The organism is Streptomyces sp. NPDC006872, from assembly GCF_040635845.1.
Classification (GTDB): Bacteria; Actinomycetota; Actinomycetes; order Streptomycetales; family Streptomycetaceae; genus Streptomyces.
Genome location: NZ_JBEYIL010000022.1, coordinates 69,818 through 85,690 on the forward strand (window position 1 = coordinate 69,818; position 15,873 = coordinate 85,690).

At 71.7% G+C, this 15,873-nt stretch carries 16 protein-coding genes and 1 pseudogene; 3 read left to right on the plus strand and 14 right to left on the minus strand.

The features are described from left to right. The 3 genes from ABZ725_RS43900 to ABZ725_RS43910 are packed head-to-tail and all read right to left on the minus strand — an operon-like array spanning position 1 to position 2,930. On the minus strand, positions 1–1,290 hold the full coding sequence (locus ABZ725_RS43900; RefSeq protein WP_358807958.1) for an amidohydrolase family protein: 1,290 nt from the start codon (positions 1,288–1,290) through the stop codon (positions 1–3). Position 1,291: 1 nt separating this feature from the next. Continuing rightward, a complete protein-coding gene (locus ABZ725_RS43905) occupies positions 1,292–1,621 on the minus strand; it encodes a hypothetical protein (RefSeq protein ID WP_358807959.1) in 330 nt (109 codons plus the stop codon). 31 nt (positions 1,622–1,652) lie between these two features. Then, positions 1,653–2,930, minus strand: a complete 1,278-nt coding sequence (locus ABZ725_RS43910) for an aromatic ring-hydroxylating dioxygenase subunit alpha (RefSeq protein ID WP_358807960.1) — start codon at positions 2,928–2,930, stop codon at positions 1,653–1,655. 116 nt (positions 2,931–3,046) lie between these two features. Here ABZ725_RS43910 and ABZ725_RS43915 point away from each other — a divergent pair, with 116 nt between their 5' ends. From ABZ725_RS43915 to ABZ725_RS43925, 3 genes are read left to right on the plus strand one after another with little or no spacing between them, the layout of a single operon-like run. Further along, on the plus strand, positions 3,047–3,508 hold the full coding sequence (locus tag ABZ725_RS43915; protein WP_358807961.1) for an aldehyde dehydrogenase family protein: 462 nt from the start codon (positions 3,047–3,049) through the stop codon (positions 3,506–3,508). Then, complete coding sequence (locus tag ABZ725_RS43920; RefSeq protein ID WP_358807962.1) at positions 3,457–3,837, plus strand: carboxymuconolactone decarboxylase family protein; 381 nt, start codon at positions 3,457–3,459, stop codon at positions 3,835–3,837. Before ABZ725_RS43915 ends, ABZ725_RS43920 begins: the two co-directional genes overlap by 52 nt. Next, positions 3,834–4,856 (plus strand): NAD(P)-dependent oxidoreductase, encoded by a 1,023-nt coding sequence (locus tag ABZ725_RS43925; protein WP_358807963.1) that lies wholly within the window; start codon positions 3,834–3,836, stop codon positions 4,854–4,856. Before ABZ725_RS43920 ends, ABZ725_RS43925 begins: the two co-directional genes overlap by 4 nt. Positions 4,857–5,230: 374 nt before the next feature. Here the strand turns inward: ABZ725_RS43925 and ABZ725_RS43930 are convergent. From ABZ725_RS43930 to ABZ725_RS43980, 11 genes and pseudogenes are all read right to left on the minus strand, one after another. Beyond that, positions 5,231–5,473 (minus strand): annotated as a pseudogene (locus ABZ725_RS43930) (helix-turn-helix domain-containing protein); the annotation flags it as partial. Beyond that, a complete protein-coding gene (locus ABZ725_RS43935) occupies positions 5,445–6,266 on the minus strand; it encodes an NAD(P)-dependent oxidoreductase (protein WP_358807964.1) in 822 nt (273 codons plus the stop codon). The gene ABZ725_RS43935 and the pseudogene ABZ725_RS43930, both read right to left, overlap by 29 nt. Then, a complete protein-coding gene (locus ABZ725_RS43940; RefSeq protein ID WP_358807965.1) occupies positions 6,263–6,772 on the minus strand; it encodes a DoxX family protein in 510 nt (169 codons plus the stop codon). The genes ABZ725_RS43935 and ABZ725_RS43940 overlap by 4 nt, the downstream gene beginning before the upstream one ends. After that, a complete protein-coding gene (locus ABZ725_RS43945; RefSeq protein WP_358807966.1) occupies positions 6,769–7,704 on the minus strand; it encodes an alpha/beta fold hydrolase in 936 nt (311 codons plus the stop codon). Before ABZ725_RS43945 ends, ABZ725_RS43940 begins: the two co-directional genes overlap by 4 nt. Next, positions 7,701–9,374: an OB-fold domain-containing protein gene (locus tag ABZ725_RS43950; RefSeq protein ID WP_358807967.1), complete on the minus strand. Its 1,674-nt coding sequence runs from the start codon at positions 9,372–9,374 to the stop codon at positions 7,701–7,703. The genes ABZ725_RS43945 and ABZ725_RS43950 overlap by 4 nt, the downstream gene beginning before the upstream one ends. Then, positions 9,371–10,729 (minus strand): cytochrome P450, encoded by a 1,359-nt coding sequence (locus ABZ725_RS43955; RefSeq protein WP_358807968.1) that lies wholly within the window; start codon positions 10,727–10,729, stop codon positions 9,371–9,373. The genes ABZ725_RS43950 and ABZ725_RS43955 overlap by 4 nt, the downstream gene beginning before the upstream one ends. 12 nt (positions 10,730–10,741) lie before the next feature. Further along, on the minus strand, positions 10,742–10,933 hold the full coding sequence (locus tag ABZ725_RS43960) for a ferredoxin (protein WP_358807969.1): 192 nt from the start codon (positions 10,931–10,933) through the stop codon (positions 10,742–10,744). A gap of 53 nt (positions 10,934–10,986) precedes the next feature. Further along, positions 10,987–12,369 carry an ABC transporter substrate-binding protein gene (locus ABZ725_RS43965; RefSeq protein WP_358807970.1) on the minus strand — a complete coding sequence of 461 codons (1,383 nt, stop codon included), beginning with the start codon at positions 12,367–12,369 and terminating at the stop codon, positions 10,987–10,989. A 53-nt stretch (positions 12,370–12,422) separates the two neighbouring features. Further along, positions 12,423–13,628, minus strand: a complete 1,206-nt coding sequence (locus ABZ725_RS43970; RefSeq protein WP_358807971.1) for a CoA transferase — start codon at positions 13,626–13,628, stop codon at positions 12,423–12,425. Beyond that, positions 13,625–15,139: an aldehyde dehydrogenase family protein gene (locus ABZ725_RS43975; protein WP_358807972.1), complete on the minus strand. Its 1,515-nt coding sequence runs from the start codon at positions 15,137–15,139 to the stop codon at positions 13,625–13,627. Before ABZ725_RS43975 ends, ABZ725_RS43970 begins: the two co-directional genes overlap by 4 nt. Beyond that, positions 15,136–15,867, minus strand: a complete 732-nt coding sequence (locus ABZ725_RS43980; RefSeq protein WP_358807973.1) for an SDR family oxidoreductase — start codon at positions 15,865–15,867, stop codon at positions 15,136–15,138. Before ABZ725_RS43980 ends, ABZ725_RS43975 begins: the two co-directional genes overlap by 4 nt. Positions 15,868–15,873 lie beyond the last annotated feature (6 nt).

Consider the following 15,873-nt stretch of genomic DNA (forward strand, 5'->3'; position numbering starts at 1 on the left):
TCAGCCTGCTGGGGCGCTCCCCGTGTCGTCCCGGACCACCCGGCCGCCCTTCATCACGAAGGACACCCGCTCGGTCACGGACAGATCGGAGAGCGGGTCGCCGGGGACGGCGACGATGTCCGCGAGGAGACCCTCCCGCAGCCGTCCCCGGTCCTCGGCGTCGATCAGATCGGCCGCCACGACCGTGGCGGCGCGCAGCGCGTCCAGCGGCCGCATGCCGCGGTCGACCAGGGCGAGGAGCTCCTTGGCGCCCCTGCCGTGCGGGATCGCGGGGGCGTCGGTGCCGAGGGCGACCTTGACGCCGCGCCGGATCGCGCGCGCCGTGGACTCCCGGGCGCGCGGGAAGACGTCGGCCGCCTTGGCCCGGAGCGCCGGGTCGGCGTGGGCGGTGTTCATGCCCTCGGTCAGGTAGGTGGTCGCGACGAGGAAGGTGCCGCGCTCCACCATCAGGTCGAGGGTGGCGTCGCTCGCCAGGAAGCCGTGCTCGATGCAGTCGACGCCGGCCTCGACGGCGGCCCGGATCGCCGAGTCCCCCATGCAGTGCGCGGCGACCTTCACGCCGGCCCGGTGGGCCTCGTCGACGATGGCCCGCAGCTCTTCGTCCGAGTACTGCTGGGCGCCGGCCGGCCCGGTGTGCGACATGACCCCGTTGGAGGCGCACACCTTGATGACCTGCGCCCCGTACTTGAGTTGGTACCGGACGGCCTTGCGCACCTCGGCGACCCCGTCGGCGATCCCCTCCTCCACCGTCAACGGCAGCACGCCCGGCGCGAACGCCTGGAACATGGTCGGGTCGAGGTGTCCGCCGGTCGGTGCGACGGCGTGCCCGGCGGGCACGATCCGCGGGCCCTCGACCCACCCCAGGTCGATCGCCTTCTTCAGCGCGACGTCCAGCAGCACCCCGCCGGTCTGCACGAACAGCCCGAGGTTCCGGACGGTCGTGTAGCCGCGGTGGAGCGTGCGGCGGGCGTTGGCGACGGCGCGCAGGGTCCGCAGCGCGGGGTCCTCCTGGACCGGGATGAGCGGGCTGCGGTGGTCGGGGCCGCCGAGGAAGAGGTTGACCTCCATGTCCATGAGGCCGGGCAGCAGCGTGACGTCTCCGAGGTCGCGGAGAGCCGTGCCCTCGGGGAGCCGGGCCGGCCGGCCCACCTCGGCGATGCGCTCGCCGACCACCAACACCTCGCCCGGCGCGACGAGTTCGCCCTTGTCGACGTCGAGGAGCCGCGCGGCCCGCAGCAGGACCGGTGTTTCTCGTGTCGGTGTTTCTCGTGTTTCCGGAAGCGGTTTCATCTCACACGGCCGGTTCGACGACGGCATCGATGCCGGCGGGCCCGCTGTCCGGGACGCGCGGCTGTCCCCAGGCCTCCACGGGGAAGGCAACGGTGACCAGGGAGCAGAACGCCCACAGCAGGTGCTTGTCCGCTTCGCCGATGCCGTCGAGGCTCACCGTCTCCAGATACCCGGCGCCCTTCTCCAGCAGCGGGAACGCCACGTCGTAGAAGGCCTGCAGTTCCTCCATGGTGCTGGCGACGCGCTTGGCATAGCGCGCCTTCTCGCCCTGGACCGCCCAGTCCGCGAACGGTTCGAGCGCGGCGAAGTCGGCGGGAAAGACGTTGGCCATGTCCGGGATCTCCCTCTGTGCTCGCTGGACTTCAGGACGCGGTGGACGGCTGCTTGGCGTACGCGTCCACGAACTGCCGTGCGGTGGTGTGCAGATGCCGCAGCAGAACCTCCTGGTCGCACAGCGGGAACTGCTCCAGGGTGCGTGACTCCAGCATGGTCTGGGTGGCTTCCAGGGTGTTGCCGTCCTGCAGTCCGTACTCCTTGAACGACACCACCGCGAGCTCCTGTTGGAGGCGCTGGAAGGCGTTCTGCGGCGGCACGAAGTAGGCGGTGCCCTCGAAGATGTGCGTGTTGTACGAGGTCGGCCAGTAGTGGTAGGTCAGCACCCAGTTGGGCCGCCAGACCAGCAGCATGAAGTTGGGGAAGAAGACGAAGGAGTCCATGCCCCAGACCTTGCTGCGGGTCGGGTTGATCGCGGGCGGCAGCTGCTCGGTGGTCAGCCCGATGTCGGGCTCCTCCCAGGCGCCGAACAGTCCGCTGCGCAGGGCCCGTTCGATCGGCTTGACCATGGCCCGGGCCTTCGGCGGGGCGATGCCGCCCCAGGAGGAGACCATGCTGTGCGGGCCGTCGATGTCGTAGTGCAGCGCCTCGTAACCGTACTTCTTGATCTTGGCGGCCTCTTCGGCGACGTACTGGCCGGAGTGCAGGATCGGCGCGTGGTAGAACTCGGCGAACGCGTCGATGAACAGCTTCCAGTTGCTGCCGATCTCGGCCCGGTACTTGTGCACCTGGGTGAGCTTGTCGAAGGGGTAGCCCTCGATGCCGGCGCCGAACCTTCCGAGGTAGTCCTTGAGGGACGTGGTGTTGTCCGGGTCGAGGTTGACGAAGATGAAGCCTTCCCAGACCTCCGTGTGCACCGGCAGCAGTCCGTACTGCGACTTGTCCAGGCCGAAGAACTCCGACTCCTGCTGGACGAAGCTGAGCTTGCCCTCCAGGTCGTAGCGCCAGGCGTGGTACTTGCAGGTGAACGCGCGGCAGTTGCCCTTGGTCTCCGCGCGGGGGAAGTCGTCCCAGACGAGCTTGTTGCCGCGGTGCCGGCACACGTTGTGGAAGGCGCGCACCTTGTCGTCGGTGCCGCGCACCACGATGACGGAGGCGCGGGCGGCGTCCAGCTCCTTGGTGAAGTAGCTGCCCCTGCGCGGGACTTGCTCCACCCGTCCGACATTCAGCCAGGTCCGCCGGAAGATCGCGTCCCGTTCGCGTTCGTAGTGCTCCGGTGAGATCGAATCCGCGTAGGAGACCGGCTCGGTGTCGATCTTGAAGTGCTCGGTCCAGCTGCCCTCGGAGGGCTTGGGGAAGTACGCCATGGAACGGAACCTCCGGTCGGTTGACACCGCCAAGATAACAGCGATCTCTCTTGAGGAGAATACCGTTTCCACCTATCGTCATGTCAGCTCTCGCCGATGGCTCAGGGAGGACCCAGGTGACCTCGACCGCTCGCCACCAGCACTGGATCGACGGCCGGGACGTGCCCCCGGCCGGCCGGACCTGGCTGCCCACCCTCGATCCCGCCACCCGGGAGAGCGGCGACGAGATCGCCGCCGGCGGCGCGGACGACGTGGACCGGGCGGTGGCGGCGGCGCAGCGGGCCCGACACGGCTGGGCCGACCACTCCCCCGCCGACCGCGCCGCCGTGCTGCACCGGATCGCCGACCTGCTCCACGAGGACGCCGAGACAAGGGGCTGGCGGCCCTGCACGAGTACGCACAGCTCAAAACCGTCAGCGCGCACTTGTAGCACGAACCTCCGGCAGGACAGTGACAAGACATCGGCAGGACAGCAGCAGGACAGCGGCGGACCAGCGGCGCGACTTCGGCGAGAAGGAGACAGCGGATGTACGACGACGACCGGCAGCGGGCCGCGCGGGCGGTCCGGGCCGAGATGATCGGCGACGACGGCTCCCGGACCGCACCGCCCGGGGACCCCGTGCCGCCCGACTACCAGGACTACCTGACCGCCATGGCCTGGGGGGTGTGGGCGCGGGGCGGCCCGCTGACCCACCGCGACCGCAGCCTGCTGGTGCTGGCGATGACGGCCGCGACAGGCCGCATGGACGAGTTCCGCATCCATCTGCGGGCGTCGGTCAACGCGGGGGTGAGCGACGACGAGGTGAACGAGCTGCTGTACCAGATCACCGCGTACTGCGGCGCCCCCGCCGGGAACGCGGCCCGCTCGGTCATCCGCGAGGTGCGCACCGCGCGGGAGGCGGTGTGAGCGGCCCGGTCGTCGGCTTCGTCGGGCTGGGCAACATGGGCGGCGCGCTGGCCGCGAACCTGGTCAAGGCGGGCTTCGAGGTGCTGGCGTACGACGCCGCGGGACCGGCCCGCACCCCGCTGGGCGCCCGCTGGGCCCCGGGCCCGGCCGACCTCGCCCGCGCCGTGGACGTCGTCGTGCTCAGCCTGCCCGACGGAGACGTCTGCGAGCAGGTCGTACGGGACCTCAAGGCCGTCCGCGACCGCCGGGTCACGCATGTCGTGGACACCTCCACGGTGGGCGTGTCGGCCGCCCGCCGACTGGCCGCGATGGGCCTGGGGTATGTGGACGCGCCGGTCTCCGGCGGAGCGGCGGGCGCCCGCAGGCGCACCCTGATGGTCATGTACGCGGGCTCGGAGGCGGACTGCGCGCGGGTGGAGCCGGTGCTGGCGGGGCTCAGCGACCGTCGGCGGCGGGTCGGGGAGCGGCCCGGGCAGGCGCAGGCGCTGAAGCTCGCCAACAACTTCCTGTCGGCCACCGCGCTCGCCGCGACCAGCGAGGCCGTCGCGTTCGGCACGTCCGCGGGACTGGATCCGGCGGTGCTGCTGGAGGTCCTCAACGCCTCCAGCGGGCGCAGCGCGGCGACGGCCGACAAGTTCCCCGACGAGGTGCTGACCGGCCGCTACGCCTCCGGTTTCAGCAACACGCTGATGGCGAAGGACGTACGGCTGTACCTGCGCGAGGTGGCCGAGCTGGGCGGTGCGACCGTGCTGGCCGAGGTGACGCAGGCGGTGTGGGGCGCGTTCGCGACGGCTCAGCCGGACGCGGACTTCACCCGCATCTACCCCTTCACCACCGGAACCTCGCAGCCGGCCTACGCTTCGGAGGCCGCCGACACTTCGGAGACCGCCGACGCTTCGGAGGCCACTGACACTTCGGAGACCGTCGGCACTCCGGGGACCGTGGGCACTCCGGGGACCGTCGGTGCCTCGGGGTCGCCCAGCAGCACCGACAGCGCCTCGCGGACGACCTCGGGGTAGTGGTCGTCGCCGTCCTGGTCGACCAGCCACAGCTGGTGGATGCCCTCGATCAGGGCGAAGACGGCGGTGGCGCCGGTCCGGGTGTCCAGGCCGCTGGGCAGCCGGTCCCCGTACCGGGCGACGAGGTGCTCGGTGAGGTGGTTCTGCAGGGTGCGCCGGCGGTCGCGGACGTAGCCGCGGGCGGGTTCCTGTCCGGTCACCGCCTCCGCCATCACCACGCTGTGCACCCGGGCGAGGGCGGGGTGGTCCTGTTCGAAGGCGACGGTCTCGGCGAAGTCGCCGGCCCAGTCCTCGCCCACCTTCGGCTCGCCTGCCCTGCGGTCGGCCAGGTGCTCCCGGTTGAGCTGGTTGCGGAGGTCCAGCACCTCCAGGAGCAGCCGCTTCTTGCTGGGGAAGTAGTGCAGGACGCCCTGCCGGGTGAGCCCGGCGCGCTCGGCGACCGCGTCGATCGAGGTGCTCTTGAACCCCCGCTCGGCCAGCAGTTCGAGCGCTGCCTCGAGGATCTCCTCGCGCCGTGCGGACGCCACGGGCCACCCCTTTCCGCCGTTGGACGGGTGCCCGCTCACAGTACAGATTCCGGGATGTTCCTCACAGACCCATCGCACGCAGGGCCGCACGGGCGGCCTCCCGCGTCGGCCCTTGACCGGCCCCCTCCGCGGCCCCCTCCGCGAGCCCCTCGAACAGCCGGACGTCCTTGGCGAGCAGCTTGCCCGCATGGGCGGAGATGCGGTCGAGGGTGCCGCCGGCGTCGACGACCCGCTCCATCGCGAAGCTCGCGGAGCTGCCCTGCGGGAGGAACCGGCCGAGGCCCTCGCGGTCCAGGCCCAGCCGTCCGCCGATCTCCAGCACATCGGCGGCCAGCCCCAACTGGGCTGTGAAGAGCAGGTTGTTGAGGAGTTTGGCGAGCTGCCCGGAGCCGGTGGGGCCGAGATGGACGACCGGGTCGCCGTAGGTCTCGAACACCGGTCGGCAGGTGTCGAGGACCGCGCCGTCCCCGCCGACCAGGACCAGCAGGGCGCCCCGGTCGGCGGCCCGGCCGCCGCCGCTGACGGGGGCGTCCAGCACCTGGACGCCCTGGGCGCGGGCCCGTCCCGCGAGGCGACGGCAGGTGTCGGGGTGCACGGTGGAGTGCACGGCGACGATCCCGCCCGGGCGGAGCCCGGACAGCACCTGCGCGCCCACCTGCTCCACGTCGGCGTCGTCGACCACGCACAGACACACCAGGTCGCTGGCGGCGGCCAGTTCGGCGACCGAGCCGGCGCTTGTGGCGGGGGTGTCGGCGAAGGGTTCGAGGGCGGCGGGCCGTCTGGCCCACAGGGTGGTCTCGAAGCCCGCGCCGACGATCCGGCGGGCCATCGGCGCGCCCTGGCTGCCCAGTCCGATGAACCCGACGCGCAACGGATCGGTCATGAGGATCGGTCCTCTCTCCCGGGACGCCAGAACACGGCCAGCAGACCGGCCGTCGCCACGACGCCCACCCCCAGCACCACTCCGGCGCCCGCCCAACCGGTCACCCCTATGTCCGCGGCCTCGTCCAGCGCGTACTCGCCCGGCCCCCACGCCCCCAGCGCCACCGCGAGGACGCCCAGGACGAGGACGTACTCGTAGCCCTCCTTGAACACGAAGAAGCCGTTGCGGCGGTGTGCGAGCAGACCCGCCACCAGCATCACGGACAGCACCGCCGCACAGGCCAGGGAGGTGAACAGGCCGGCCAACAGCAGGACGCCCGCGCCGAGTTCGGTGAGGACGCTCAGCCAGGCCTGCAGCCGCGGCCGGGTCAGCCCGAGGCCGCCGAACCAGCCGGCGGTGCCGGTGATGCCGCCGCCGCCCTTCCAGTGGTTCCAGCCGTGCGCCACCATCACCACCCCGAGTACGACCCGTACGAGCAGCAGGGCGGTGTCCGAAGCCTCGTTCATCCCCATGTCCCCTTCTCCGTCGGCAGCGCCTGGACACCCAGCGCACATTCCTCGACGAAGGCCAGGACGTGCAGGTGATAGGCGAGAGCTGTACGGCCGACGCTGGTGTTGTGGCCCGCGCCCGCCTGCTCGTGGCGTACCACCCGTGGGGCTCCCGTGAACATGGCGGCGAGGTCCGACAGTCCCTCGGGCCCGTTCAGCCACACCTGTTCGTGCTCGGCGAGGGTGAGGTGCACCGGCACCGGGACGCGCGCCGAGAGCCGGGCGAACTCCTCCCGCCAGCCCTCCCGGTGTGCTTCGTAGGCGGGCGAGGCGGAGCCGATGCTGCGGCCGCCGTGCACGTCGGGCGGGTAGGCGTGCGGCGGATGCCACAGCACGCGACGGAGGTCGGGGCGGGTGCGGGTCGGGTCGCGCCGCCACTCCTCCATGGCCCGGATCGAGCGCGGGTGGTGGGTGCGGCCCATGCCGGCGAGTTCCACGCCGAGCAGTTCGGCGCCGCGCGGGTCGCTCGCCATGCGGACGGTGAGTTCGCAGCCCGCCGAATGCGCCCACAGGAACACGCCGACGCCGCGTTCACCGCCCCGGAGAAAGGCCTCCACCGCCGCGAACGCGAAGTCGGTGCGCTGCTCGGGCGTCCGCATCCGGTCCTCGAATCCGGCCGAACTGCCGTAGCCGGGACGGTCGATGGCGAGCACCGTGAATCCGGCCGCGGCGGCCGTGCGCAGCAGGGAGAGCCTGGGGTGGCCCGGATGGTCGAAGTAGGCGGAGGTGGTCGCGCCGCCGTGCAGGGCCACGATGACCGCCTGCGGGCGGGGGGCCTCGGCGACGAGCGCGGAGGCGGGCACGCCGTGCACGTCGACGACATGTCGGTGCACGGCGGGGGCGGGGGCGAGTCCGGGCTCCGTCGAGGGGGTGGGCGTGGGTGAGGTCATCCGTCCGTCCTGAGCAGGAGTACGCCGCCGGGGGTGAGCCCGCCGCTGGAGACGACGGCGGTCCGCGCGCCCGCCACCTGCCGTGCGCCCGCCTCGCCGCGCAGTTGGAGCACGGCCTCGTGCAGCAGGCCCATGCCGTGGGTGCGGCCGTGCGAGAGCTGTCCGCCGTGCGGGTTGAGCGGGATCACCCCGTCGCGGGCGATGTTCTTGCCGCCGTCGAGGAAGTCCCGGGCCTCGCCGATACCGCAGAAGCCGAGCGCCTCCAGCCAGGACAGACAGTTGAAGGTGAAGCCGTCGTAGAGCAGCGCCACGTCCACGTCGGCGGGGCGCAGCTCGGTGCGGGTCCACAAGTGCGCTGCCTGGCCCAGTACTTGGGGCTCGTGGGTGAGGGTGGCCTGGTCCCACTCGGGTCGTTCGACGATCTGGGTGCCGACGGCCTCGATCCGTACGGGGGTCGTCGGCAGGTCGGTGACGGTGTCCGCCGCCGAGACGACGACGGCGGTCGCCCCGTCGCACGGGACGTCGCAGTCATAGAGGCCGAAGGGGGTGGTGATGGTGCGGGCGGACAGGTAGTCGTCCATGGTGAGCGGGTCGCGGTAGATCGCGTCCGGGTGCAGGGCCGCGCCCGCGCGCTGGTTGAGGGCGATCCAGCCGAGGGTCTCGCGCGTGCTGCCGTAGCGGTGCATGTGCCGCTGGGCGTTCATCGCGAGCATCATCGCGGGCGAGACCGCGCCGAAGGGCTTGAACCAGCCCTCGGGGCCCGCCGGTCGGGGCAGGCGGATGCGTCCCTGCCGGATCAGTTCGGCGTACGTCGCCTCCCACACCGTGCGGAAGCACAGCACGTGCCGGGCGAGGCCGCCCGCGACGGCCAGCATCGCCGCGACGACGGAGCCGCCGGGGCCGAAGGTCTCGCCGGCGCCGTTGTGCCAGACCGGGCGCAGGCCGAGCGCCGACTCCACGGCGGTGACGCCCCCTTCGGCGAAGCCGCCGTAGGCGCCGCCGCCGGGGTAGGTGGACAGTCCGTCGATGTCGTCGAGGGCGAGTCCGGCGTCGGCGACGGCCTTCTCGCAGGCCTCGACGGTGAGTTCGAGGGGCGGCGCCATCAGCCGACGGCCCAGGCGGGAGGCGCCGGCTCCGCTGATGACGGCCCGTTCCTCGAACTTGCGGCCCGTGGACCGCGGGGTGCGAATGTGGTCCCGGATGCGCTCCGGGGCCGGGTCGTCGGGCGGGAGGGGGGCCGGGGGCGGCTGCTCGGCCGTCGGGCGGAACAGGGGCAGCCAGGTCTCCCCGGCCTCCTCGAACACCACCTCCAGCCGCATGCCGATCCGCAGGTCCTCCGGCGGGCAGTCGACGATGTTGGTCGTCAGCCGGACGCGCGGGTCCTCCTCGATCGCCACCTGGGCGACGACGAAGGGCGTGGGCAGACCGGGGAACGGGAAGCGGTGGTTGAGCGTGAAGCCGATGAGGGTGGCGCGGCCGGAGACCTCGCGGACCTCGGTGGCGTGCGAGCGGCAGTGGCGGCAGATCGGCTGCGGCGGGTGGATCGGGGCCTGGCAGGCGGTGCAGTGCTGGAAGCGGAGCCGCCCGTCGCGGCCGGAGGCCCAGAAGAACTCGGTCTCCTGGGCGACCTGCGGCTGCGGACGGGCGGTCTCCTCGGGCGGAGCGCTCAACGGATCTTCGCCTCCGCCTTGCGCACGGTGACCGGCTGCGCCAACCCCTGTTCGTCACAGGCGCGTTGGAGAACGTCCAGGGTCTCCTCCAGGCCCGGCCCGAGGCGGGGCCCGGGAGTGAAGGTGGCCGGCAGATGGCGCATGCCCTGGATGACGCCGATGGTCTCGTAGTGGACGGCGCCCTCGGCCTCGCACACGAAGTCCGGTACCCGGTCGAGGACTTGGAGGAGCATCCGCTTGAACACCGTCCGGGCCACGTTGGAGCCGATGCAGCGGTGGATGCCGAGTCCGAAGGAGGTGTGGCGGTTGCCGGGGCGGGCGAGGTCGATATGGTCCGGGTCGGTGAAGACGGCCGGGTCGCGGTTGGCCATGGCCCACGACAGCCACAGCCGGTCCCCCTCCTTGAGCTGCTTGCCGGCGATCTCGCAGTCCTCCGCGACCGTGCGCCCGTCGCCGGGCGCCGGGGTGAAGTAGCGCAGGAACTCCTCGGTCGCCGAGTCGAGCAGGGTGTCGCGCTCGCCGCTCAACCGGGTGCGTTCTTCGGGGTGTTGGGAGAGCCACTCCAGGGCGTGGGCGGTCAGGGCGGTGGTGGTGTCGAAGCCGCCGCCGATGAGCAGGGCGAGGGCGCCGACGAGGTCGCCGTCGGACGGCGCCGCGCCGTCGATCTCCATCCGGGCCAGGGCGTCCGCGAGTCCGGGACGCGGGTGCGCGCGGACCTCCTGGAGGGTGGCGCCGATGTCCTTGATCATGGCCATGTGGGCCTCGATCACCCGGGCCATCCCCGGCGAGTTCGGCGGGGTGTAGACGCCGGCGTGGGCGGGTTCGTTGTACAGCTCCCACTTCTTCAGCGGGATGCCCATCATGGCGAGGGTGAAGACGGCCGGGACGATGTTGGCGAGGTCGTCGACGAAGTCGATCCGGCCGGACTCGATCCGCTCGTCGAGGCAGGCCCGGGCCACCTCGTCGACGAACGGGATCCAGCGGGCGATCGCCGCCGGGGAGAGATAGGGGTTGAGGGCGTTGCGGTAGGCGCGCTGCTCGGGCGGGTCCATCTCCAGGAAGCCGCCGCGGATGCCCCGGCCGCGGGCCGGGGCGGGGATGTTGATGCCCTGGTAGCCGCGGCGCTCGCCGTGGATGTCGTGGTCGTTGGAGAGCTTGTCCTGCTCACGGGCGAAGGCCAGCAGCTCGCGGTTGCCCGCGGCCACCCAGTGGCCGCCGTAGGTGTCGGACCAGGCCATCGGGCAGCCCGCGTGGAAGGCGCGGGTCTGCTCCTCGAACCCGTCGCGGTACTCGGGGGCATGCCGGTCGAAGTGGACGCGGGGTTGCTTACGGGCCTCGTCGTCGGTGGTTCCCATCTGTGCCTCCTCTCAGAACACGCCGATGGCGCGCTCGGGGCAGGAGCGGACGGCCTCGACCACCGCGCCCTCTTCGTCCGCGGGAACCTCTTCGACGACCGGCGTGGAGTGCCCGTCGATCTCGCTCAGTTCGAAGACCTCCGGGGCGCGCATGAAGCACAGGGTGTGGCCCTGGCAGCGCTCGGGGTCGACGCGTACCTTCACGGCTGCTCAACTCCCTTTCAGGACACGTGACATCGGATCCAGGTCAGGTCAGGTCAGGTCAGGTCGGACATGGACTTGCCGACGGAGGCCAGGGTCGCGGGGTCGCCGTACTTCCCCTTGTACTTGTAGACCGGGGCGTCGCAGCGGTAGGCGCCCTGGTCGGGCTTGAAGTCGGCCGGCTGCCAGCCCTTGGCGGTCGCCTCGACCACGGAGTAGCACTTGGTCGGTTCCTTCGAGGACAGGTCGAAGGGCGCCTGGAAGCCGCCTGCGGTCCAGGCGCTCTGCTTGGCCGCGTTGTCGTAGACGCAGGTGCGGGTCAGCTCGGCGCAGTCGCGGGCGGAGGTGGCGAACAGCAGCCAGGCGGAGAAGGCCCGGAGCACCGGGTAGGTGACCTGTTTGTCGGGCGCGTACTTCTTGAACAGGTCGATGACCTGCTGGGTGGCCGGGTTGCTGCTCGCGCTCTCCAGCGGTGCGGTGGCGAAGAGTTCGGCGTAGTTGTGCTGCTCGGCCAGGGCGGTGCCCGCCAGTTGCTGGAAGGCGGGGCCGTAGGCGTTGCTGTTGGCGTCGATCCAGTCGGGGGCGTAGTCGATGTTGGTGAGGGCCTGTTCCAGCTTGGCGAGGGACGCGAAGTCCCCCAGGAACACCAGGCCCTTGACGCCCTTGTTCTTGATCGACTGGGCGTAGGGGGTCCAGTCGGAGACGCCTGCCGTCGGGTAGAGGTCGCTGTAGCCGACCGTGCCGCCGAGGCCCGCGATCGCCTCCTTGAACTGGGCGGACATCACCTTGGTGACGGGCGCGTCGCCGGAGATGATGCCGACCTTCTGCGCGGAGTCGGGGTACTTCTCCTTCAGGAGCCAGGTGTAGTAGCCGGCGTACGAGAAGTATCCGGCGGTCGGCTGCGAGGCGATCAGCTGGAGGTCGGAGCCGATGGCGCCGATCTGGCTGGACTGGCCGGGGAAGTTGGGCAGCAGGCACTTCAGCCGGTCCTGCACCCCGAGGCTGTCCAGCGCGGCGCCGCCGCCGACCAGCGCGAAGTCGGACTTGCACGCCTCCAGCACGCGCTGGCGGACCTCCATGAGCCTGGTGTCGCGGGTGACGGGTTCGAGCTGCCGCCCGTTGATGCCGCCCGCGTCGTTGCACCACTTCGTGAACACCTCGGCGGCGTCCACGAATTCGGACTTCTTGGTGAAGCCGACGTCCGACATGACGCCGACCTGGATCTTCTTGTCGGTGACGCCCTGGACGGTCGAGGCCTTGGCGGTGCCGGGACCGCAGACGTCCTTGAGGGTGCCGAAGTCGGCCGAGGCCGTCGACGCTCCGGCGGCGGGGGACGCGTTCTGCGCGGCGTCGGTGTCGGTGTCGTCGTCGGATCTGGTGGAACAGCCGGCCAGCAGCACCGCGACCACGGTGACGGAGCCGATCAGCAGCCTGCGCAAGGTGCCTCCTCGGGGAGCTCGGACGTCGTCGTCCGGGCGAGGAACAGCGGGATTCAGGTGACCGCGCCGCTCGCCTTGAGGGCGAGGATGCGGTCCCAGTCGTAGCCGAGCTCGGAGAGGATCTCCTCCGTCTGCGCGGCGAACTCGGGAGCGGGGCCGAGGCGGGTGTCCTCGACGTCGAACTGGACGGGGCTGGCGACGAGTTCGAGCTCGCCGGCCTGTCCGATGTAGCCGTTGGCGCGCACCTGCGCGTCGGCGGCGGCCTGCAGGGTGTCCTGGACGGGCGCCCAGGGACCGTCGAGCGCGGCCAGGTCCTCGGACCACTCGGCCAGGGTGCGGCCGGCGATCACCTCACGCAGGATCTTCACCGCGTCGGCGGTGTGCGCGGCGATGGACTCGGCGGTGGCGAAGCGGGGGTCGTCGGCGAGGTCGGGGCGGCCGAGGCAGTGACAGACGTTCGCCCAGAACCTGGCGGGCTGGAGCATGACGAAGGACAGATAGCGCTCGTCGGCGGTGCGGTAGAGGCCGGAGAGCGGGTTGGCGGGCGAGCCGTGGGCGCTCGGGGTGACGCCCTCCCAGGCGCGGTCGAGGTGCAGGGAGAGGCCGATGGAGTGGCCGAGCGCCCACAGGCCGCTGCCGAGGAGGGAGACGTCGACGACCGAGGTCTCGCCGGTGCGTTCGCGTCGCAGCAGCGCGGCCGCGACGCCGCCCGCGAGGTTGGTGCCGGAGACGGTGTCGCCGTAGGCCGGGCCCGGCGGGCTGACCAGGCCCTCCGTGCCGGGCGGGGTGATGCTCACGGCCGTACCGGCGCGGGCCCAGAAGGCGGTCATGTCGTAGCCGCCCTTGTCGGACTCGGGGCCGCGCGGGCCGAGTGCGCTGCCCCGGGCGTAGACGATGCGCGGGTTCACGGCCCGGATGTCGTCGACGTCGATGCCGAGCCGGGCGCGGGAGGCGGGCAGGAAGCTGGTGAGGAACACGTCCGCACCCCTGACCAGCTCGTCCAGCACCGCGCGCCCCTCGGGGGCGGCCATGTCGAGGCCGAGGGAGCGCTTGCCGCGGTTGGCGTGGGCGACATTGGGGTTGGGGTCGCCCTCCACCTTGAAGGAGCCGGTCCGGCGCAGGCCGCGCTGGGGGTCGCCGGTGACGGCGTGCTCGACCTTGACGACGTCCGCGCCCCAGTCGGCGAGCACGGCGCCGGCGGAGGGCACGAACCCGTACATGGCGACTTCGAGGACGCGGATGCCCTCCAGCGGCCTCACGACCGCTCCTGCGACGTCTCGGCCGGTACGACCACGCGGGCGAACGACTTCTCCTGAAGGAACTCCTCGAAGCCCGCCCGTCCGCTCTCCCGGCCGATCCCGGACTGCTTGTAGCCGCCGAACGGCACGTCGGGGGCGAAGTAGTTGCCGCCGTTGATGGAGAAGGTGCCGGTGCGGATGCGGCGGGCGACGCGCAGGGCGCGCTCCTCGTCGGCGCTGTGCACGGCTCCGGACAGTCCGTACCTGGAGTTGTTGGCGATCCTGACGGCGTCCTCGTCGTCGTCGAAGGGGATCACCGCGAGGACCGGGCCGAAGACCTCCTCCTGGGCGATCTCGCTGTCCGGGTCGACGCCCGCGAGGAGGGTGGGCTCGTAGAACCAGCCGGGGTCGATGCGGCGGCCGCCGCGTACCAGGGTCGCCCCGTCGGCCACGGCCCGCTGGACCATGGCGTCCACCTTGTCGCGCTGCTGTTCGCTGATGAGCGGGCCCATGGTGGTCTTCGGGTCGGTGGGGTCGCCGACCTTGACGCGGTCCAGCCCGGCGGCGACCAGCCGCACGATCTCGTCGTGGTGGGCGCGCGGCACGAGGAGCCTGGAGGTGAGCGCGCAGCCCTGGCCGGAGTGGGAGCAGATGGTGAACGCGGCGAACATGGCCGCCTTCGGGAAGTCCGCGTCCTCGAAGACGATCATCGCGGACTTGCCGCCGAGTTCGAGGAAGACCTTCTTCACGGTGTCCGCGGCGGCGGCCATGATGCGACGGCCCACGGGGGTCGAGCCGGTGAAGGTCACCGCGTCCACGTCCGGGTGCGTGGTGAGGAGTTCGCCGACCTCGGCGCGCGAGGAGCTGAGGACGTTGACCACGCCGGGCGGTATGTCCGTGTGCTCCGCGACGAGTTCGCCGAGCGCGAGGGTGATCAGCGGGTTCTGCGGGGCGCCCTTGAGGACGACCGTGCAGCCGGCGGCGAGCGCGGGGGCGAGCTTGGCCAGGGCGAGCTGGTTGGGGTAGTTGTACGGCAGGATCGCCGAGACGACCCCGGCGGCCTCCTTCTCCACCCACCGGCGGTGGCACTGGCCGCGCGACTCGATCTCGCCCAGGTCCTCGCTGAACTCGTAGTTCTCCAGCAGGTCGGCGTAGAACCGCACGATGCCGATCGGCTCGTCGAGCTGGGGGCCGTGGGTGAGCCGGCGCGGGGCGCCGACCTCGGCGATGGTCAACTCCCGGAGTTCCTCGCGGTGTTCGTCGAGGGCCTGGTGCAACTGGCGCAGACAGCGCAGCCGCAGTTCCCGGTTCGTGGACCAGTCGGTGGTGTCGAAGGCGCGGCGGGCGGCGGCGATCGCGGTCTCGGCGTCGGCCGTGGTGGCGTCGGGGGCATGGCCGAGGAGGGCGCCGGTGGCGGGGTCGTGGGAGGGGAAGGAGGTCTCGGCGGCGGTCAACTTGCCGTCGATCAGCTGGGACTTGACAACCAGGGAACGCTTCTTGGCGTCGGCGGCGGAGGCGGCGGAGGTGCTCACAGCCGCACCACCTGTCCGCCGTCCACGGCGACGATCTGGCCGGTGAGCCAGCTCGCGTCGTCGGAGAGCAGGAAGAGCACCGCGCCCGCCTGGTCGGCCGGGGTGCCCATGCGCTTGAGGGCGAGCTGCTGGACCATCGCCGCGCGGTACTCCTCGGGGATGATGCTGCGGGACGCCTCGGTGTCCGTCGGTCCGGGCGCGATCGCGTTGACCCGGATGCCGCGCCCGCCGAGCTCGGCGGCGAGGGAGACCGTCAGATGGTTGACGCCGGCCTTGGCGAGCCCGTAGAAGCCGGTGGCCTGGTAGGCGGCGGTGGACGACTGGTTGACGATCGCCGCCCCCTCCTTCAGATGCGGCAGGACGGCGCGGGTCATGTGCAGCGCGCCCAGCAGGTTCACCTTGAGGAAGCGGTCGAGGTAGTCGTAGTCGACGGTGACGATGCCCTCGCGGCGCATGCCGTGGAAGATGGCGGCGTTGTTGACCAGGTAGTCGATGCGGCCGAGCTCGGCGACGACGGTGTCGGCGAGCTGCTGCGCGGAGGCCGGGTCCGCCACGTCGACCGGCACGAACAGCGCGTCGCCGATCTCCTTGGCGACACGCTGCCCCTGCTCCTCGTTCAGCTCGGCGACCACGACCTTCGCGCCCTCGGCGGCCAGTGCCTTGGCGTATCCCTCGCCTATGCCCTGGCCGGCCCCGGTGACGATGGCCACCTTGTCCTTGAACCGCATCCCAGC